The organism is Rothia sp. P5764, from assembly GCF_048512965.1.
Lineage (GTDB): Bacteria > Actinomycetota > Actinomycetes > Actinomycetales > Micrococcaceae > Rothia.
On sequence record NZ_JBLXXQ010000001.1, the window covers coordinates 274488 to 294037 of the forward strand.

General features: G+C 59.8%; 19 protein-coding genes. 5 read left to right on the forward strand and 14 right to left on the reverse strand.

The genetic code is table 11. The features are described from left to right. Positions 1-116 precede the first annotated feature (116 nt). The 3 genes from topA to ACN08Y_RS01295 form a co-directional block, all read right to left on the reverse strand. Positions 117-2966: a type I DNA topoisomerase gene (gene topA / locus ACN08Y_RS01285; protein WP_419111619.1), complete on the reverse strand. Its 2850-nt coding sequence runs from the start codon at positions 2964-2966 to the stop codon at positions 117-119. 150 nt (positions 2967-3116) lie between these two features. After that, positions 3117-3536: a pyridoxamine 5'-phosphate oxidase family protein gene (locus tag ACN08Y_RS01290; RefSeq protein WP_419099183.1), complete on the reverse strand. Its 420-nt coding sequence runs from the start codon at positions 3534-3536 to the stop codon at positions 3117-3119. A gap of 9 nt (positions 3537-3545) precedes the next feature. Beyond that, the gene (locus tag ACN08Y_RS01295; protein WP_419111620.1) at positions 3546-5186 is read right to left on the reverse strand and encodes a DUF7059 domain-containing protein; all 1641 of its coding nucleotides are present in this window, start codon (positions 5184-5186) and stop codon (positions 3546-3548) included. 137 nt (positions 5187-5323) lie between these two features. Here ACN08Y_RS01295 and ACN08Y_RS01300 point away from each other — a divergent pair, with 137 nt between their 5' ends. From ACN08Y_RS01300 to ACN08Y_RS01310, 3 genes are read left to right on the forward strand one after another with little or no spacing between them, the layout of a single operon-like run. Further along, the gene (locus tag ACN08Y_RS01300) at positions 5324-5641 is read left to right on the forward strand and encodes a thiamine-binding protein (protein ID WP_419099181.1); all 318 of its coding nucleotides are present in this window, start codon (positions 5324-5326) and stop codon (positions 5639-5641) included. Positions 5642-5643: 2 nt separating this feature from the next. Further along, complete coding sequence (locus tag ACN08Y_RS01305; protein WP_419111621.1) at positions 5644-6114, forward strand: pyrimidine dimer DNA glycosylase/endonuclease V; 471 nt, start codon at positions 5644-5646, stop codon at positions 6112-6114. Between the two features lie 15 nt (positions 6115-6129). Beyond that, positions 6130-6270 carry a hypothetical protein gene (locus ACN08Y_RS01310; RefSeq protein ID WP_419099179.1) on the forward strand — a complete coding sequence of 47 codons (141 nt, stop codon included), beginning with the start codon at positions 6130-6132 and terminating at the stop codon, positions 6268-6270. Positions 6271-6414: 144 nt separating this feature from the next. Here the strand turns inward: ACN08Y_RS01310 and ACN08Y_RS01315 are convergent, their stop codons facing one another. The 3 genes from ACN08Y_RS01315 to ACN08Y_RS01325 all read right to left on the reverse strand — a co-directional run bounded on the left by ACN08Y_RS01315 (position 6415) and on the right by ACN08Y_RS01325 (position 8449). Further along, complete coding sequence (locus tag ACN08Y_RS01315) at positions 6415-6951, reverse strand: GyrI-like domain-containing protein (RefSeq protein WP_419104755.1); 537 nt, start codon at positions 6949-6951, stop codon at positions 6415-6417. A 106-nt stretch (positions 6952-7057) separates the two neighbouring features. Next, positions 7058-7936 (reverse strand): rhodanese-related sulfurtransferase, encoded by an 879-nt coding sequence (locus ACN08Y_RS01320; RefSeq protein WP_419099177.1) that lies wholly within the window; start codon positions 7934-7936, stop codon positions 7058-7060. 69 nt (positions 7937-8005) lie between these two features. Next, positions 8006-8449, reverse strand: coding sequence for a pyridoxamine 5'-phosphate oxidase family protein (locus tag ACN08Y_RS01325; RefSeq protein ID WP_419099176.1), 444 nt, complete (start codon positions 8447-8449; stop codon positions 8006-8008). 305 nt (positions 8450-8754) lie between these two features. Between ACN08Y_RS01325 and ACN08Y_RS01330 the strand changes: the two genes are divergently transcribed. Beyond that, entirely contained in the window at positions 8755-11364 is a 2610-nt protein-coding gene (locus tag ACN08Y_RS01330) for a DEAD/DEAH box helicase (protein WP_419111859.1), read from the forward strand. 39 nt (positions 11365-11403) lie between these two features. Here the strand turns inward: ACN08Y_RS01330 and ACN08Y_RS01335 are convergent, their stop codons facing one another. The 6 genes from ACN08Y_RS01335 to ACN08Y_RS01360 form a co-directional block, all read right to left on the reverse strand. Next, complete coding sequence (locus ACN08Y_RS01335) at positions 11404-11817, reverse strand: Rv3654c family TadE-like protein (RefSeq protein ID WP_419104756.1); 414 nt, start codon at positions 11815-11817, stop codon at positions 11404-11406. Then, complete coding sequence (locus tag ACN08Y_RS01340) at positions 11814-12194, reverse strand: TadE family type IV pilus minor pilin (RefSeq protein WP_419099173.1); 381 nt, start codon at positions 12192-12194, stop codon at positions 11814-11816. The genes ACN08Y_RS01335 and ACN08Y_RS01340 overlap by 4 nt, the downstream gene beginning before the upstream one ends. 4 nt (positions 12195-12198) lie before the next feature. Beyond that, positions 12199-12462 (reverse strand): DUF4244 domain-containing protein, encoded by a 264-nt coding sequence (locus tag ACN08Y_RS01345; RefSeq protein ID WP_419111622.1) that lies wholly within the window; start codon positions 12460-12462, stop codon positions 12199-12201. Between the two features lie 332 nt (positions 12463-12794). Continuing rightward, on the reverse strand, positions 12795-13370 hold the full coding sequence (locus tag ACN08Y_RS01350; RefSeq protein WP_419110835.1) for a type II secretion system F family protein: 576 nt from the start codon (positions 13368-13370) through the stop codon (positions 12795-12797). Further along, positions 13370-14131: a type II secretion system F family protein gene (locus ACN08Y_RS01355; protein ID WP_419111623.1), complete on the reverse strand. Its 762-nt coding sequence runs from the start codon at positions 14129-14131 to the stop codon at positions 13370-13372. The genes ACN08Y_RS01350 and ACN08Y_RS01355 overlap by 1 nt, the downstream gene beginning before the upstream one ends. After that, complete coding sequence (locus ACN08Y_RS01360) at positions 14128-15522, reverse strand: TadA family conjugal transfer-associated ATPase (protein ID WP_419111624.1); 1395 nt, start codon at positions 15520-15522, stop codon at positions 14128-14130. Before ACN08Y_RS01360 ends, ACN08Y_RS01355 begins: the two co-directional genes overlap by 4 nt. Before the next feature lie 337 nt (positions 15523-15859). Here ACN08Y_RS01360 and ACN08Y_RS01365 point away from each other — a divergent pair, with 337 nt between their 5' ends. Continuing rightward, the gene (locus ACN08Y_RS01365; protein WP_419111625.1) at positions 15860-17632 is read left to right on the forward strand and encodes a bifunctional 3'-5' exonuclease/DNA polymerase; all 1773 of its coding nucleotides are present in this window, start codon (positions 15860-15862) and stop codon (positions 17630-17632) included. 99 nt (positions 17633-17731) lie between these two features. Here ACN08Y_RS01365 and ACN08Y_RS01370 read toward each other — a convergent pair whose 3' ends face one another. Then, positions 17732-18502, reverse strand: a complete 771-nt coding sequence (locus tag ACN08Y_RS01370) for an NUDIX hydrolase (protein WP_419111626.1) — start codon at positions 18500-18502, stop codon at positions 17732-17734. Further along, positions 18495-19433 carry an endonuclease III gene (gene nth, locus ACN08Y_RS01375; RefSeq protein ID WP_419111627.1) on the reverse strand — a complete coding sequence of 313 codons (939 nt, stop codon included), beginning with the start codon at positions 19431-19433 and terminating at the stop codon, positions 18495-18497. The genes ACN08Y_RS01370 and nth overlap by 8 nt, the downstream gene beginning before the upstream one ends. Positions 19434-19550: the final 117 nt, after the last annotated feature.

The following is a 19550-nucleotide window of genomic DNA, read 5'->3' on the forward strand; positions in this document are numbered from 1 at the left end:
GTTCCTGCCTACCAGTCTAAAGGACGCACCCCGCGCGGCCGGCCAGCTCGATCCCGCAAACAGCTGGGGCAGGAGCCTAGCTCCTGCCCCCATCACCCGCTGGCAGGGCTTAGCCCCTACTCAGCGGCTTCTGTAGCTGTTGTCTTCTTGGCTGTTGTCTTCTTGGCTGTTGTCTTCTTGGCTGTAGTTTTCTTTGCAGGTGCCTTCTTGGCAGGGCTCTTCTTAGCGGTGGTCTTCTTAGCGGTAGTCTTACGCTTAACCGGGCCCTTGGCGCGCTTCTCAGCCAAAAGCTCAACCGCACGGGTATGAGTCAGTGACTCAATTGTCTCGCTCCTAGGCACCGTAATATTGGTGACACCGTCGGTGATGTAGGGGCCAAAGCGGCCGTCCTTAACCACAATCTTCTTCTCAGACACCGGGTCAACACCCAGCTCAGCCAAGGGGGGCTTAGCCGCCGCCCGCCCACGCTGCTTAGGCTGAGAATAAATCTCAAGGGCCTGCTCCAAGGTAATCGAGAAAATCTGCTCCTCGTTTTCCAGCGAGCGCGAATCCGTACCCTTCTTCAGGTAGGGGCCAAAACGTCCGTTCTGGGCGGTAATCTCAAGGCCCTCAGCATCGCTTCCCACCACGCGGGGCAGACTCATGAGTTTGAGCGCGTCCTCAAGGGTGATAGTTGCCAGATCCATGCTCTTGAAGAGGGAGCCGGTACGGGGCTTTTCAGGCTTAGGCTTCTTCTTAGGCTTGGGCCTACCGTTCTTGTAGTACTCGGTGGGCTGGGCCTCCATCCAGGCGGCGATTTCTTCTTCGCTCATCTCAGGGATCAGCTCGGTGACGTAGGGGCCGTAGCGGCCGTCCCGGGCTACAATAGTGCGCCCGGTCACCGGGTCTACACCCAGTTCACGACCGTCCTGTTTGCCCTGGGAGATCAGCTCTGCGACCTTCTCCTCGGTCAGCTCATCCGGAGCCAGATCATCAGGCACATTAGCGCGGACCGGGTCCTTAATCTCGCCGGTCTCGGTATCAATTTCGCCGCCCATCTCAAGGTAGGGGCCAAACTTACCCACGCGCAGATTGACTCCGGGGGCAACCTCAATGGAGTTAATAGCTCTAGCGTCGATATCACCCAGGTTATCGACCATAGGCTTGAGGCCGCGCTGGGCCTCACCACCAAAGTAGAAGTTGCCCAACCACTGGGTGCGGGCTTCTTCGCCGCGTGCAATGCGGTCCAGATCCTCTTCCATCTCAGCGGTGAACTCGTAGTCCACATACTTGGCAAAGTGCTCTTCAAGCAGGCGTACCACCGAAAAAGCCGTCCAGGAAGGTACCAGGGAACCAGCCCGGTGATGAACATAACCCCGGTCCATGATGGTGGAGATAACGGCAGCATAGGTTGAAGGGCGACCAATACCCAGCTCGTCCATGGCCTTAACCAGGGAGGCTTCGGTGTAGCGGGGCGGGGGCGAGGTCTCGTGCCGGGCAGCCTCGATATCGCTGGCGTTCAGCCTATCGCCCTGGGCAAGCTGGGGCAGACGTTTCTCACTCTTCGTCTCGGCGGCCTTGTCTTCCTCGTTGCGCAGGGCATCTTTGCCCTCCTCATAGGCAGCTAAAAAGCCTCGGAAGGTAATGACGGTACCCGAGGCGGCGAACTCGGCATCGCGCCCATCACTGGCGATAGCGCCCAAGCGGACGGAGGCGGTTGAACCCTTAGCATCAGCCATCTGAGAGGCAACGGTACGCTTCCAAATCAGTTCGTAGAGACGGAACTCATCGGGGCTCAAGGCTGATTTGACGGCAGCAGGGGTGCGGAAGGTATCACCGGCAGGGCGGATTGCTTCGTGAGCTTCCTGGGCGTTCTTAGACTTAGAAGCGTAGACGCGCGGTGAGGCAGGTACAAACTCGGCACCGTAAAGTTCCTTGGCCTGGGCGCGAGCGGCCCGGATTGCCTGATCTGACAGGGCAACGGAGTCGGTTCGCATGTAGGTAATGTACCCGTTTTCGTAGAGTCGCTGGGCAACCTGCATGGTCGAGCGTGACGAGAAACGGAGCTTACGGGCTGCCTCCTGCTGCAGGGTGGAGGTCGTGAAAGGGGCAGCAGGACGGCGGGTGTAGGGCTTGGTCTCGACCGAGCGAACCGCGAAATCAGCAGAGGCCAGAGCGGTAGCCAGCGAACTAGCGGCGGCCTCATCGAGATGGGAAACCTTAGAAGCCGCAGAAGCCTTTAAAGCGCCGTTATCGGCAAAATCCTTGCCCGTAGCAACACGGGCACCATCCACAGCAGATAGCTTAGCGCTAAAGCTCTCAGCCGATGCGGTCGTAAAGGTGCCGGTCAAATCCCAGTAGCTGGCAGAGCGGAAAGCCATGCGCTCGCGTTCACGCTCAACAACCAGGCGGGTGGCAACAGACTGCACGCGGCCCGCAGAGAGGCCACGCGACACCTTGCGCCAGAGCACGGGAGAGAGCTCATAGCCGTAGATACGGTCAAGGACACGGCGGGTTTCCTGAGCATCCACCAGGTTCTCATCGATCTCACGCAAATCCTTGAAGCCACGTTCAATGGCTTCCTTGGTGATTTCCGGGAAAGTCAGACGGTAGACGGGTACCTTGGGCTTGAGCACCTCAAGCAGGTGCCAGGCAATCGCTTCGCCCTCACGGTCCCCATCGGTTGCCAGATAAAGCGCATCAGACTCTTTGAGCAGGCGCTTGAGCTCGGTGACTTTCTTCTTCTTATCAGAATTGACCACATAGTAGGGTTCAAAGCCGTTCTCCACGTCAACAGCGAACTTACCCACAGGGCTCTTTTTCAGCTCATCGGGCAGTTCAGAGGGCTGAGGCAGGTCACGGATGTGGCCCATCGAGGACTCGACAATAAAGGCATCTCCCAGGTAACCGCTGATTGTTTTGACTTTAGAGGGGGACTCTACAATCAGCAGTGACTTGCCGTGCAGGGGGGTTGCCTTGGTGGGCACTGGTGGCTCCTTGAGGTTGACAATAGGCGTGTAAGCACAACAATAGCCGACAGACAGCACTTCCTGTCCACTTAGGGTCATGTGACCTTAGAGGGCTCTTGGCACCCATCATGCTGGCCGACCTATGGTGTACGGGGTTCTGGGGCTGGCTTAGAGCTCGTCGGTCGGTTCTTCACCGATCTCAAATTCGCGGCCGCTAATGCTCACCGGCTCAACCTCAACCCAGTTGGTCTTGTAGGTCGGTGCGTAGGCGCGTAGCCCCAACGATTCAATGGCGGCAAGGTCAGCTTCGCTGGTCAGCCACTGGGCATTCCCGTGTACTACCACGGAGCGGGCCATACCATCTTTGACTTCATCAATCTCAAAGGCGGCCTTACGGCTAATAACGACCTCGGACAGCTTCTGCCCAGCTGCGGTACGGAAGTAGATTTTCTTCTGGTGCACCACAAAATTGACGGGGTAAATATCGACTTCGCCGCTCACGGCTAGGGCAAGACGCCCAAACTCATGCGAGCTTAAAAGCTCCCAGCAGCGGTCTTCGGTCAGGGCTTTAATCGGGTTCTCTACCATAGCACCAGTCTAGTCACCCTGCTCAAGGCGCAGAAAACTCTTCTCCAACAGTTCACGAATGTTACTTATCAATTCCTGCTGGGGTGAAGCGTCCTGCCAGTCCAGCAGAGTGGCTAGGGCATTGACAATCTGGCCCACGCTGAGTTCCCCATCGCAGGCCGAGACGAACCCGCTTGTTTCTGTGGTTTCTAAAATGGTGCGGCGTAAACCGGCACCGGCGCGGAGCAAAATAAGGGACGGATGCTCAGAACCGGGTGACAAGTGGCGCTCCTCGGTCACATCCCCAGCTACCACCAGATGCTGGGCTAGGAGGGCTTCATCATCCAGGGCAGTCACCGCATCATAGTGGGCAACGGCCTCAGTGATAAAGGAGGCAATGGGTTGTTGGATCGGGTAGGTAATTTCCTCAAAACGGTGCAGGCGCTCCCCTGCCGCCTGCAAGTTGGGTCGGCGCAACCAAATCATGCCAAAGCCGATAGCGTCCACGCCTCGCGCGGCAAAGTCGCGCAGGTAGTCAGTATAGGCCTGCTCATAGTGGGCGGGGTCGCGGTTCTCGCTGGCATCACGCAACCAAGTCTCAGCATACTGCTCCGGGGCAAGGACTTCACGCTGAATAAACCAGGCCTCCGCTTCTTGACCTACCCAGTCGCGGGGGCGGGCCGACCAGTCGGCCTGCTCACCGGGGCCAGCCACGGGAATTTCCCAGTTACCCAGCATCTGGGCACGCCCACCGGGGTTCAAGATCTCAGGGAGCTGGCGCACCAAGGTTGACACGATGCCATCCCCTGCCATACCACCGTCGCGGTAGGTGAACTGGTCTGCCGGGGTCTCCCCAGAGCTACGCGGTGTAATGACAAAGGGCGGGTTAGAAACCACCAGGTCAAAGCTCTGCCCGGCTACCGGTTCCAGCAAAGAACCGTGGAGCAAGCTCACCCGGTCCTCCAGCTTCTGCGGGTCAATCTCTAGGGCAGGAGCATTAAGCAGAAGGTTAAAGCGGGTAAAAGCCAATGCCCGCTCCGAAATATCCGTTGCGGTGACGTGACGGGCGTGGGCCAGCAGATGGAAGGTCTGGATGCCGCACCCGGTACCCAGATCGAGCGCCCGTTCAAGGGGAGTGCGCTCGGTGAACTGTGCCAGGGTCAGGGAAGCATGACCGATACCCAGTACATGGTCCTTCCGCAGAACGCCGGGGCGCTGGTGCGCACCCAGATCGCTAGCAACATAGAGTTCAGTGCCGTCGTCAGCGGCGTGGGGGCGCAGGTCAACCGAAGCCTGAAGGGAACCTGTGGCAGCGCTTTCAGCCAGGCCAAGCTCTACGAGAAGATCGCATAAACCGGCCCCCAGAGCGGCTTCAAGCTCAGCAGACTCAAGCACCTGCCCCATCAGGAAGAAACGCACTACCTGCGCCAGCGACTTTTCACCAAGGCTAAAAGTAGAGGCTGTTTTCTCGTACCCCAGCACCTGGTTCAGCCTGTAGATACCAGGTGTGAGCTGGTCCCGGGTCATGGCCTCAAAAGCGCGGTCACCCAGGAGGGAGGCAACCCCCTCATAGGTATAGTTGACCGCTCGCAAGGCAGTATGGAGCCTGACCAAAGAAGAGATATCGGTGCTTACCGGAGCACCAGGAACACGAGAAAAATCAGTAGTCATCACCCTACCCATGTTAACCGTAGAGAAACCCCAGCCGCACGCACAGTTCCGGCTCCTAGCCACCGCACCGCCAAACTAGGCCTCCATTGATGGGGCAGAACCTACCACAAACAGCTAGCACAGGCTAACGTAGAGGTATGTTATTTGCTTTCTCTGTAGCCCCCACCGGAGGCGGCGACCCCAGCGGCTCCGTCCACGATGCCGTTGCCGAAGCCGTCCAGATTGTGCGCGACTCAGGCCTACCCCACCGCACCGATGCCATGTTCACCACCATCGAAGGTGACTGGGACCAATGTATGGCCGTCATCAAAGCCGCCACCGAAGCCATGACCCGCTACGGCAACAGGGTTTCCCTCGTGCTCAAGGCGGATATCCGCCCCGGCCACGACTCCGGTGAAATCACCGGAAAACTCGACCGGCTCGAAGCAGCCATTGACCAGCGGGCCAGGAGCTAACAGTGCGTATCTGGTCCATCACCCCTGCCCTGCTCGATGCCAAAGGCCTAGTCGCTTGCTGGCGTGAAACACTCTTGGCCCAAAAAGTCCTCCAAGGAAAAACACGCGGCTATACTCAGCACCCCCAGCTAGAACGCTTCAAAGCAAGCAATGATCCGCTGGCCTATATCTGCGCCTACCTGCACGGCCTTGCCGACGAAGCTGACACGCGCGGCTACTCCTTTAACCGGTCACTCCTGGTACTGCCCAGAGATAATAAGCTGGAAGAGCTAGAGGTCACCGAGGGACAGCTAGAATATGAGCTTGCTTTCCTTACCCACAAAGTCAAAGGGCGCTCCCCCGACTGGTTCGCCCAGCATTTCTCCACGCCACCGCCAGCATTACCCCACCCTCTTTTCAAGGCCGTACCGGGCGGTATAGAAACCTGGGAAAAAGTTAAAGAGGGAACTTCGCCTTCTTTTACCGACAAGTAAGCTAAAGTCTTTCTTATGGCTAATGTAGAAAAAATTGCCGAACTCGAAAAATCCATTACCGACTGGAAGCAAAAAGCAGCCAACGGCGGCCCCGCTTTCATCGAAGAGATTATTGCCCGGCTCGAAGAACAGCTGGCAGAGGAACGCAACTCGTAAGATAACCCACGGCATTACCGCCCCATCAGGGCACCGGTAAGACCTCATAGAAATACCTTCCGTGCTAGCGCACCGGAAGGTATTTCTCTTTCTAGGTTCTGTTCTCTCAGGGCAACTACCTTAGGCTAAGACTCAGAACTGCGACTATGCAGAGAGTCCGGTCACCGCCTGCCACAGGTACATGCGATAGTTCTGCCCCTGCATATCACCCGGCCCGTACACCTCTAGACACACACCGGTAGGGGTCAGGTTTTTAGAGGGGATAAAGGTCTGAGCCAGATAGTCAAAACCGGCCTTAATATGGGCAGGTGGAAGACCGGGCACCAGGGGCCCCTCCACCAGTACCGTAGCGTACATGGCACCGGGGACCACCACACCCGTCAGCCCCAAAGCCGCAACATCTTTAATACCCCCGGGAACAATAAACCCGGCAGTATAGGTCACCCCAGAATCGTCGGCATCTGGCATGAGCACGCCCACCCGCTGAAGCTTCTCCACAGCCGCCAACCGCTGGGCAGCCAGCTGAGCCTCAGCCTCTGTCTCGCCGGCACCCAAATGATCATAGAGTTTCTTCCACCACAGCGAAAAATCGCTCGTCTGCCTAGCCGGCTCGGTCACGCCCGCCACCATAAAGGTCCCATACTCAATCAGGGCTGTCTCATACGTCTGCTCTGCTGTCATGGCTCACTACTCTAATACCCCGGCACCAGAGCACACAAAAGGGGCCGGGCAAAAGGTCGATGCCTCTTGACCCAGCCCCTAGCCCACGCTTGAATAGGTAAAAGTCTTAGCCGCTCACGCTCTCAAACTGGGCCAGTGCCTTGGTCTCGCACTCGGGGCACAGCAGAACCAGGTCGCGGTTACCGTCCACATCGAGGTTGACAAAGCTATTAGCAGGAGCCTGGCAGTGCTCGCACTCACCAATAGTTACGGTATCGGGCGAGAACTCCACGCGCTGACGCTTGTCAAAGACGTACAGAGAGCCTTCCCATAGCCCCGAGTCACCAAACTTTTCGCCGTAGCGCACGATGCCGCCGTCAATCTGGTAAATCTCCTTGAAACCCCGGTTCTTCATGAGGGCGGAGAGAATCTCACAGCGAATACCGCCGGTGCAGTAAGTAACAACCGGCTTGTCCTTGAGATGATCGTACTTACCCGACTCAATCTCCTGGATAAAGTCGTGGGTGGTCCGCACATCGGGCACCACAGCGTTCTTAAACTTGCCAATCTTAGCTTCAAAGGCATTACGCCCATCGAAGAAGACAACCTCATCGCCACGTTCTTCAACCAGCTGGTTAACCTCTTCGGGTTTCAGGTGGACACCGCCACCCACTACACCGTTCTCGTCAACCACAAGTTCATCGGGGGCACCGAAAGCAACAATCTCCTTGCGGGCCTTGACCGACAGGCGGGGGAAATCAGCGGAACCACCATCGGACCACTTCAGTTCCAGCTTCTCAAAGCCGGGGTACTGGCGGGTCGTCTTACCGTACTGTTTGAGGGCGTTAACATCGCCGCCCAAAGTCCCATTAATGCCGTGCTTGGAGATGAGGATACGGCCGGTTAGGCCAAGCTTCTCGCACAGGGCGCGCTGCCACAGCATGACAGCCTTGGGGTCGGTTACGGGTGCAAAGCAGTAATAGAGGATAATTCGTTCTTGAGCCACGCACCCATTCTAGTTCTTCTTGGCCTAGTCTGCCCGATACCACCGGGCAGATAAGCCATAAAAGATGAGCTAGGACCCCAGGCGGAAGCGCCGCCCCGTCATGGACACCGGAGTTAGCTCCACCAGTTCCAGCTTCTGGCTATCAAGCCAGGGTTCCAGGTTGAGCTTGCCGACGTAGTCAATCTCGCGGCTATCAGTCAGGAGTCGGGCCCGGGCAAACACATTCACTGAGTGCGCGCTCTTGCCCTCAACCCGGTCAAACTGTAGGGTCACTTTTTCATCAAGTAAGAGCTGGGTAAGCTTGCTACCGGCTGCCGTGCGGAAGAAAATCTTAACCCCGTCCGTCACAATATTCAGCGGGGTAATGTGCACGAAGCCCTCCTCGCCTACTGTGCCCAAACGAGCAAAACGAGTGCCTTGGATCAAATCCCACACCTGCTCATCGGTGAGCACGGTAACCACAGGCTCCTCAGGAGCTGACTGCTGACCCTTAATGTTCATTGGAATACTCATAACTCTCATTATTCCAGTTCTATAGCATAGCTCACAGCCTTTACGCCCGGTTGGCGGGATAAAGGTCAGGCACAGGGGCTCTTGGTTTGCCCTGGGCAGCTCCCCACCATGCTCAGCGCCAGTCACCTCTGCCCTCAACAAGAGGTAGGAACACAGTACAGGCAGACAGGACAGGTCTGGGAAACAGCAGCAACAGGCCAGGCAATAAACCACCGACCAAGCGGTGCCATAATAGGGATGTGCCTACCCAAACCCCGCAGGAAAGCCCCGGCTCACGGGCACCCGCCCCCCAAGAGCTCTTACTCGTGCTGGAACAGCTTGGTCTGACCGAGCTCCCTGCACAGGTCAGGCATGTGCGCACCCTGCCAGCCCAAGAGGCACAGACCAGCCCCTGGCCGAGCTGGGCCCACCCCGCTGTCGTTGAGGCCTTCCAATCTTTGGGCGTGGATGAGCCCTACCTGCACCAAGTCCAGGCAGCCACCCTTGCCCACGATTCCTCCGGTAGCAGGCACGTCATTCTTGCAACGGGCACAGCCTCCGGCAAGTCACTGGCCTATCAGCTCCCCGTGCTCGATGCCCTCTACCGGGGCGAACACGAATATCAGGGAACCGGCTTTGATACCGGCAGGGCAACAGCCCTCTATCTCTCGCCCACCAAGGCGCTAGCTGCCGACCAGCTCTCTTCCTTACGAGCTCTTAACCTGCCAGGGATTGCGGTAGAGGCCTACGACGGGGACACCCCACGCGAAGACCGCCGCTTTATCCGCGAGCGTGCCCATCTGGTCCTGGCTAATCCGGATATGCTTCATCACGCTATTTTGCCTAACCATGCCCGGTGGGCAACTTTTCTGCGCAAGCTCAAATATGTGGTGGTTGATGAGGCGCACGGCTACCGGGGTGTTTTTGGGGCGCACGTCTCTCTTGTGGTGCGGCGGCTGCGCCGAATCTGCCGTCATTACGGTGCTACTCCCGTTTTTATTGGGGCTTCTGCTACCAGTGCGGAACCTGCCGAGTCTTTTGCCCTCCTCATTGGGTCGCGCCCTCAGGCGGTCACTGCAATTACCCGGAGCACCGCACCCAGAGGATCCACACAGGTGCTTCTGTGGGAGCCTGAGTTCACCGAGCCTGACACGGTTCGTGACCGGCTAGCGGCTCCAACTAGACAACCGGCGGGTGCGGGCGAAAACGGTGCCCCGGTCCGCAAATCAGTTATCGGTCAGGTAGCAGAGATGATGGCTGACCTGGCGGTCAGTCGCACCCGAACCATCGCCTTTATTAAGTCCCGGCGCGGGGCAGAAGCCATAGCGCAAACGGCCGGGCGCTACCTCGATGAGGTAGAGCCGGGTCTCTCCGAACGCATAGCCGCCTACCGGGCAGGCTACCTGCCCGAGGAACGTCGTGCACTGGAAATCGGTCTGAGGCGGGGGCACATACTGGGTATTGCCAGCACTTCTGCCCTGGAGCTGGGTATAGATATTGCCGGGCTGGATGCCGTGCTCGTAGCCGGCTGGCCGGGGACCCGGGCTTCCTTCTACCAGCAGATCGGGCGGGCAGGACGAGCCGGGCAGGACAGCTTTGCAGTGCTCATCGCCAGCGAAGACCCCCTAGATACCTACCTGGTTCACCACCCCGAGGACATCTTTGACCAGGGTGTTGAAAAGACTGTCTTTGACCCGCACAACCCCTACGTCCTGAGTCCCCATCTGTGTGCGGCAGCCTCCGAGATTCCCCTGCGCAGGGAAGAACTACCCATCTTTGGGACTAGCACCGAGCGGCTTTTGGAAAGCCTTGTCTCCCGAGGCTACCTGCGCCAGCGGGCTACCGGCTGGTTCTGGACCCACCCAGAGCAGGCCAGCGACCTGGTAAATCTGCGCGGTGGTGGCGCTCCCTTGCATATCGTGGAGAGCGACACCGGAAGTGTTATCGGCACCATGGACCGGGCACAATCCCACTCCCAGGGCCACCCCGGTGCGATTTACACGCACCAGGGTAAAACTTTCCTGGTAGAAGATTTAGATGAGGAGAAGGGGGTTATCACCGTAACAGCGGCCAACCCCGACTACTACACCCAGGCCCGGGACGTCACCGAGGTCGCCGTACTGGCAACAGAAAAGTCTCTCCAGCAGGGGCAGGTGAGCCTGAACTTTGGCCAGGTGCGGGTACGTTCTCAGGTGGTGAGCTACCAGAAGAAAAGCCTGGTGGGGCAACAGGTTTTAGGGGACGAGCCTTTGGAACTAGAGCCCCAGCTCCTCCAGACCCGCGCCATCTGGTGGTCCATGCCCGCTTCGCTACTCCAGGCAGCGGGTATCCATGAGAAGGATATCCCCGGCGCGCTTCACGCAGCCGAGCATGCCGCTATTGGCCTGCTCCCCCTGGTGGCAACCTGTGACCGGTGGGATATCGGCGGGCTTTCAACAGCCTTCCACATAGACACTGAGTTGCCCACCATTTTCGTCTACGACGGCCACCCCGGAGGGGCGGGTTTTGCCGAGCGTGGTTTTGAGCGGGTAACCCACTGGCTCCGCGCAACCCTGGACACCATTCTGGCCTGCGAGTGTGAGCTGGGCTGCCCCTCCTGCGTGCAGTCCCCCAAATGCGGTAACCGCAATGAACCGCTCCACAAGAAGGGAGCCGCACAGTTATTAGCTTCCCTGCTAGTAGAAGCCGGGGAACTCACCGAACAGCAAGGTGCCGATCTACTGGGTGCAGTGGCTCACCCCGGTACTGACGAACCTGGCAGAAGCAGCAACCCGAACAGGACTACGGCACCGAACCGAACTACGGCACCGGGTCGAGCAAGCGCGCTCTCTCAAGCAAGCACACCAGATCAGCTACCTACGCTTGAGCAAAGTCACCGAGAGCTCACCGTCACGGAGTCTCTGACCGGCCACAAGGATAGTGGTGACCCCTTCTAAAGGATTTACCGGTACTGAGCTAATCGCGGTGACCGGTACCTAAGAACCACTTAGCCCGGGTGGGCCAGCCCTAGAAATACCCTGGGCTGGCCCCAGAAAGGCGAAGGGGCCAGCAATATCGACCGAGGTGCGGATATCCGCTGTACCGGCCAGGCCCGGTGGAAGGGCGCAGGCCACCAGGTTGACCCGGTTGGCCTGAGCTACCTCCTGGGCTCTATCGCAGGGATCCCCCGAGGTCAGCCCGCGAGCGGCATCGGCAGCGGCTAGAGCCGCCAGGTCAGCGGCCTGGGCCGCCCGGTGGTTAGCCGCTAGGACGCCTATGAGCCCGGCGCAGGTAATCCCCACTATGAGCAGGGCGCACACCATACCCACCACCGACAGGCTCCCGCTCCCCCGCTCGGGGGAATCCCCGAGCGGGCGGGAACCATGACTGCCTGCGCAGGGGCGGGTCACGGAGTTTCACCGCCCTGAGCCCTAGGTTCGGTAAGAGCCCAGGCATCGGTATTCAGCTGCCACCCACTGATCTTTCCAATGAGTCCCGGCGCTGGCCTACTCACGCTCACACGGGTCATGCCATCCTGCTGGCCGATAGTAACCCTAGCCTCCGGCTCAACATCCTGGACGATACGGATTACCGTCTGTGAGTCTTCACCGCGTGCGGCGGCACGGGCACCCAGGCGGGCCCCCTCTTCCAGCCGCAGCTGGATCATGCCGGTGGCGGCAGCACCCAGAACCAGGGCAAGAATGAAAACCACAGCGGGCAAGGCCACAGCGAACTCTGCGGTAGTCGAGCCCCGCTGGCCCTCGGTGCGGTCAAGGGTGGCGGACATGAGGCTAGGCCCCCGTTGAGAGTGCTGTTTGAACGATATTCAGGAGCATCTGCCGGACTTCATCAGATTTGAGGATAACCACTAGCAGGCCGGCAAAGCCCACGGCTGCTAGCATGACGATGCCGTATTCAGCAGTGGTGGCGCCAGCCTCAGGGTTATCAAGGCCAGCATGAACTAGCTCGCCGGTAAGCGCTTTATCAGCGCCCGCAGGCTCCATCCGATACTGTTCCGTCGTAGCGCGGTCCCGAGGTGCAGAAAAACGTGACATGTTCTATCTCCTTGTCAGAGTCAGTGGGCTAGATTCTCTAGACCATGCGTTTTTGTTGCCCGATCAGAACCCGGGGGCAAGGGGTGCGGATACCGTTGGAAAAGAAGCAGGTCCTGACCGGGTGCCTCTAGCCTGCTCCCGCTCACGCACCGGGTAAAGGCTCATTCACCCCTGTGGATAGACCACTACTCCCCCGGCGCGTCGCTCTGCCCACCTAGCTCTCAAGGGTTCTTCCTACTCGCCCGGCGAATTGGTGTTCCCAAGACACTGTGTAACGCGCATTTTTCTCTTAAGCAGGCACCTGTGAACACCGCCCCAACCCCACCGGTTTCTTAGAAGAGGGTCGGTAAAAGCGCTATCAGCACGGGGATTACCCCCAGACAGATAAAAGCGGGCAGGGAACAAGCCCCCAGGGGAACCACCAGTTTGACAGCTAGCCGGGCCGCAGATTTTTCGTGTTGCCGTTGCCGGTGCCTGCGCTGGCGGTCGGCCAGCACCCTCACGAGTTGGGCGCTGGGCGCACCTGTTTCTAGGGCCATACCCAGACAGTCACGCACCGGTGCCAGCCCCTCCGGTCTACTCTTGCCCCAGGCTTGCTCCCAGTGGGCACCGGCGTAGAGCTTAGCAACCACCACTGCTAGTTCGGTGCGGTACCGCCCCTGCTCAAGCTGGCTGAGCTGTTCCAACACAGCGGGCACAGAGAGCCCCGCGGTGAGCATCGTGGCCGCCAGGTCCAGGTAGAGGGCGGGGCTAAGAGCAGGCAAACCCGACTCCGTATTGCCTGCAGGAACCGGCGGGCGCGGACCTCCCTGTTCTTGCGCCTCCGTCTTCTTTCTGCCGCCGAGCACCCAGAGCAGGCCAGCAGACAAGAGGCAGAGCAGGCTCAGACAGAAAACCAGCAGCACCACTAGAGCTCACCCCCTTCCGCACGCCCAATCAGCCGGGAAGTCCACCGGCTCCCCGCGTAGGCTAGGCCCAGACCGGTTAGTCCCACCAGGGCACCGCCAAAGGAACCGAGTAGAACACCCAGAGGGTCGGTACCCATGATGATGCCCAAGCCCAGCCCCAGAGCGGGTAGCCAGGACAGGATCCGTCCCGTTGCCTTGGGACCGCTCAAAGCGGTTTCTCGCTGTTGACGTAGGTCGATTTCCGTCTCGTAGTAGCGGGCCAGTCTCTCAAAAACTGAAGCAAGTGAAGCGCCGGTTGTTTGCCCCACCTGCCAGCAGGCGGCCAGAGCTACCACACCATCCCGCACAGATTCCCGGTAGTCAGCGGTACCAGGGTGCAGGCATGCCGGGCCCAGCGGAAGCCCTTTCTGGGCGGCCTCGGTACAGCGCTCAAAGAGGTCCACCATATCGGCCAGGGCGCGGGCAAGATCCTCGTCCTGCCAACGCTCTGTGCCCCACCGCGCCACTGGCCTCATGCTCGCTATTCGGGTACGGGTTTCTTCTAATGAACTAGCCAGGTTCCGGCCTACCATAGCGCAGGCAAAGGCCGGCGAACAGCCTGCCTTAAGCAGGGCCGCCATTCGCCAGATAGCGTCAGGCCAAAGCTCTAACTCATCCAGAGAGGGTTTGTTTCCCTGGCGCGCCCTCAGAACCAGGTGAGTTAAGCGGGTTTCCAGCCCTCCTAGAGGGCCGGGCAGGGTGCTGACCGGTCCTGTTTTCATCGGTATTCCCCCAGGCCGGCGGCAGCTTTAAGGCCGCTCGCCTCGGGGTGCCACAGCAGAAAACTGCCCCGGCGGCGAGCCTCCACTGTACACACCGGCTCTACCAGCAGGGCACCTGCGCTCCCCCGCAGCCGGTAGACACCGCGCACGAGCCGTTGCCCTTTATCCCGCTCCAGGTGAATAAGATAGTCCAGAGCAGTCTGGGCTTGCAGGGCCACAGCCTCCTGGCTCACCCCCGCTAAAGCCCCCATGGCATAGAGGCGGGCAGGTACAGCGTCGGCAGAGTTGGCGTGTAGGGTGCTCCCGCTCCCGGAGTGGCCGGTGTTCATGGCGGTCAGCATGTCCATGACCTCAGCCCCCCGGCATTCCCCCACCACCAGGCGACTCGGGCGCATACGCAGGGCCTGGCGAATCAGCTCGTCCAGCCCCACGGCACCGCGCCCTTCGGCATTAGCTACCCGCGCTTGCAGGCTCACCGTATGGGGGTGCTCCAGATGTAGTTCGGCAGTGTCCTCCACCAGCACCAGCCGCTCATGGTCAGGGGCCTCCTGCAAGAGGGCCCGCAGAAGCGTGGTCTTACCGCTGCCGGTTCCCCCGCTCACCACCAGGTTGGCACGACTTTTCACCAGGTAGCGCAAGAGCTGTTCCAGGTCCTTACCCATCATGCCTTTCTCACGGAGCTGGCGCAGTTCGTAGCGGCGCTCGCCTTGAAGACGGATAGAAAGTAGGGTCCCGCTTTGGCTGAGCGGTGGCAGAATCGCGTGGACGCGTGCACCCTGAGCGGTCTGGACGTCGGCGGCGGGGTAGGCATCATCTAGGCGGCCTCCTGCGGCCAGAATGAGGCGGGTAGCCAGTGCCCGCACGTCCTTGTCGTGCTCAAAGGTGATGTTTGAGCGGTGTAGGCTGCCTGCTGCTTCGTACCAGACCCGGTGCGGGCCATTGACAAAAATATCGGTGAGTTCGTCAATGTTCAGGAGCTCTTCGAGGGGCCCTAGCCCGGTGAGTTCGGCTTTGAGGCGGGCACCTGCTTGGGGTGCTATCTCGCGCTGGGGTTCACCTGCTGAGGTGGTTTTTTCGGCTTTTTCTTGTTCGTCCAGGACCGTATCAATGAGGCCCTGTAAGCGGGCGGGGTCGGTCATGGCCTCTAGGCTCAGGCTGTCGGCGGTGAGCTGTTCACCCGGTTTATCTGCGTTTTGTTCCACCGGGGACTGGTTCCGCGCTTTGGGTTCTTCACCGGGGTTTTCCTGCTTTGGGCCGGGTAGTTGGGCCATGTCTTGGGGCTCTAGGTCAAAGAAGCGGCTGCGTGCTTTGCGGACAAGGATTTGGATCTGGTCGTCAGGGGCGGTGTCAGCGCCCACCCGTTCGTCTGTAGTTTTAGCTGGTGAAGGCATGATTGACCTCTGGGTTCAGCCCTACCCGCTTCTTTTCCTGCCCTCTTTATGCCACAGATAAAGCGCCAGGTCTAGCCCCGCCTGGCAGGCTGTGGATAAACCGGGGGCGATGCCCAGAGTTCAGTGCTGTGTCTGCCAACTGGCTTGGGGCTGGCGTTTAAGGGATGTTGGCAGAGACAGCACTGGGGTCAGGTGGGTGGCTTGAATTGCGCTGTGGGCGCTAGCCAACCGGGCAAGAGGGAGGCTTGCCGGTCTACCTACCCAAACGTACGGTGTGTTCGGGTCTGGCGCTGAGCCAGGGTTGAGCCGTGTTTTGGGCAGACCCCATAATAGAAGAATGTATATAGTGCTCGGCCCCGTAGCTACCCCGAATCGGGGGGATAGCTGGGAGGCTATAACTCTCAGCGATACCGGTGCCGGTAGCCGCCGCACTTTCCCCCGCGCTAAGCTCCCTGATTTTATTAGGGCGGTGGAGGGCCAGAACCCGCACCGGACTATTCGTTGGACGTGGGCTGATTCGCGTCTGGTGATGCCTCAGCTCTTGACTGCGGGGGTGTCGCCGGCGTCCTGTCATGATCTGCGGCTGGCTCAGCGGATTCTTGTTACGGCGGCTTCTAATGCGCAGAACGCGATGAGCTATACCCCTACTCTTGATGTGGAGCGGCTGGTCCCTGAGCCTGCTGGGGTGATGCCTGCGCGTCAGCCCATGGAGGGGCAGGGTTCCCTGTTTGATGATGAGTTGGCCGGTTCTTCTCTGGCCAGGAAGGCTCCGCAGGAGCCGAGTGCCCAGACTTTGGCCGCCGAGCTGACGGCCCAGCGTGCGGCTGTGGCGACTTCCCCTCACCCTTCGCGTTTGGCTCTGCTGTTGGCCGCTGAGTCTCAGGGGGCGCTGATTGCCGCTGAGATGAAGCACTGGGGTATGCCCTGGAACCGTGCTATCCACGAGAAGATTCTGGAGCACGAGTTGGGCCCCCGCCCGGCGGGGTATGACCGGCCCTCTAAGATGGAGGCTCTTGCCGCCCGTATCCGTGAGGAGCTGGGGGCGCCCCATCTGAACCCTGATTCGCCCCAGGATGTGCTCAAGGCTTTGCAGGCCGCTGGGCATTCGGTCACGACTACCCGTAAGTGGGAGCTGACTGAGTGGGCTAATGCGGTGCCGCACCTGCGTGAGGATCGCTGGCAGGTGGTGCGGCCTTTGCTGGCTTATAAGCGGTTGGCTCGGCTTTACACGGCTAATGGCTGGAATTGGCTTGATGCCTGGGTCAGTGACAACCGCTTTTACCCTAGCTATGAGGTGGGTTCGGCAGCTACGGGTCGTTGGGGTGGGCATGGCGGGGGTGCCATGCAGATCCCTAAGGACGTGCGTCCTGCTGTTCGTGCTGAGGAGGGCATGATCCTTACGGTGGCCGATGCCGCGCAGATTGAGCCGCGTATCTTGGCGGTGATGAGCGGGGATCGTGCGCTGGCTCTTGCGGGGCGGGGTAGGGACCTGTACCTGGGGATAGCTCAGATTGGTGAGCGCACCGGTAGTGTGCTGAATGACCGCCCCCACGCTAAGGTTGCCTTACTGGGCGCTATGTACGGGGCTACTAGCGGTGAGGCGGGCCAGCTCATGCCGCACCTGAAAAAGATGTTCCCGCAGGCTATAGCTTTGACAGAGCGGGCCGCCGCTCTTGGTATGCGCGGTGGGCAGGTGAGCACTTATTTGGGGCGTACTTCCCCTGCGCCTTCGGCCACCTGGTTTCAGGCTCAGCGCAGTCAGGGTACCGCTGCCGATGAGCGTGCCGCTCTCTCTGCGGCCCGCGCGCAGAGCCGGTTTACCCGCAACTTCCTTATTCAGGGTACTGCCGCTGAGTGGGCTCTTATCTGGATGGCACAGATTCGCCGGCGTCTACGTACCGAACGCCGTTTTGGGCGGCGTTTGCAGTCGCGCCTGGTCTATTTTTTGCACGATGAGATTATGCTTTACGGCCCGGTGGGTGAGGCGGCTCTCTGCACGAAAATTGTGCGGGAGTCGGCGCAGACCGCTACCGAACTGATTTTTGGGAAGACGGATGTGGAGTTCCCGGTAACGGTTGTGACCACGGATGACTATTCCACCGCCAAGTAGCTCGGTCGTCGTAGCTGGTATGACTGTTAGCTGGCTTGGGGCTGGCGTTTAAGGGTGCTAACGGGAACACCGTCTGCGGGGTTATAAATTACCGATCTTCTAGGTGTGGTCTTCCCGCGTCTGTTCCCTGTCCCAGGGTTCTTCCCAGCCCAGTTCTTCAAAGACCCGGGAGAGCAAAATCCCGGTAAAGCCCCAGATGGTGAAGTTCTGGTCCGCGTTGGTTACGTCAAAGGCCGGTGACTTATGGGTGGTTCTGCCCCGGCGCACAGTGGCGGTGTGGCGGTTAGCTGGGTCGAGCAGGTCAGCGACCGGCACACGCACCACTAGGGCTGATTCTTCCCTGTCGACTGCTTGCACGGGGGTGGGTAAATCCCACCAGCCCAGTACAGGTGTGACCCGGTAGTTGCTGACTGGCAGGTCGATGGGTGGGAGTTGCCCGAGCAGGCGCACTCCGCTGGCATCTAGCCCGGTTTCTTCGACGGCTTCACGGAGGGCTGCTACCTCTTCTACGGTTTGACCGGTGAGGGTGGCTTGGTCGTAGTCTTCGGGGTCGATGCGCCCACCGGGTAGGGCTGGTTGCCCGGCGTGATGGCGTAGCCCGTCGGAGCGTACTAGTAGCAGCAGGTCCAGGTCGCTGGTGACGGTGGGGCAGGTGCGGTGGTGGGCTGGCGCGGTGTCAAGCAAGCCAAAGAGTAGGAGTACGGCGGCGGGTTTGATGGTGTGGGGGTCAATTGCGCCGATTTTCCAGTTTTCCCTCTGTTTGACAAGGGCGGGGGCCCTGTGGGCCAGGTCTGTGAGCTGGGTGAGGGCGGGGTGTTCTCCCGCTTCTGACGCAGGAATCTGGTTGGGAGCTTGCGGGTTTTTAGGCACTGAGTGAGTACCCTTCTGCTCGCAGCTGGCGGCGGGTGGCTCCCTGGAGGAAACGTAGGTGTAGGCGCTCACGGCCCGGTGCCATCTCGTATTTGAGGAGTTTGGCGGCTTTGGTTTGGTCTGTTTCGCCGGTGCCGTAGGCGGGGCAGAGGTCAGCTACGGGGCAGGCTCCGCAGGCTGGTTTTTGGGAGTGGCAGATGCGCCGCCCGTGGTAGACCAGCCTGTGGGAGAGCTGGGTCCAGTCTTTGGGTTCAAAGAGTTCTGCTACCGCCTGCTCTACTTTGGTGGGGTCTTCTTGGTCGGTGAATCCGAGCCTGCGGGAGAGCCTGCCAAAGTGGGTGTCTACGGTGATGCCTGGCCTGCCAAAGGCGTTGCCGAGCACTACGAATGCGGTTTTTCGGCCCACGCCGGGGAGTTTGACCAGGTCTTCGAGTTTGCCCGGCACTTCCCCTTTGTGTTCAGCTACAAGTTGGGCGGCCAGGTTGACGATTGATTTGGCTTTGGAGCGGTAGAAGCCTAGGGGGCGCACCATGTCTTCGATGTCTTCGAGTCGGGCGGTTGCTAGGGCCTGGGCGTCGGGGTAGCGGGCGAAGAGTTCGGGGGTGGTGGCGTTGACGCGCACGTCGGTGGTTTGGGCTGAGAGTACGGTGGCGATCAGGAGCTGGTAGGGGTTATCGAAGTCTAGTTCTGCGACGGCGTAGGGGTAGGTTTGGCCCAGGATGCGGTTGATTTTGCGGGCGCGGCGGGTGCGGGCTAGGGGGCTTTCTGCCTGATTTGTGGCGGTGGCGCGGGCGCGTTTGCGGGCGGCGGCCTCGGCGACTGGGGTGGGAACGGTGCGGATTTCTAGGAGCTGGCGCTCAGTATCGGTGAGGGGTGCGGGTTCCTGGTCTATAGCTGTTGCGGATGCTGGTGTCTTCTTGGACTGGGGCATACCTAGAGATTACCCGTAGAAGCGACAAGCTGATGTTCGGTGTCAGTTCGCTCAACACGAACCCTAAATTTGTGACATAAACTACAGATGCGCTATTGTTGGGGAGAAAACCACAAT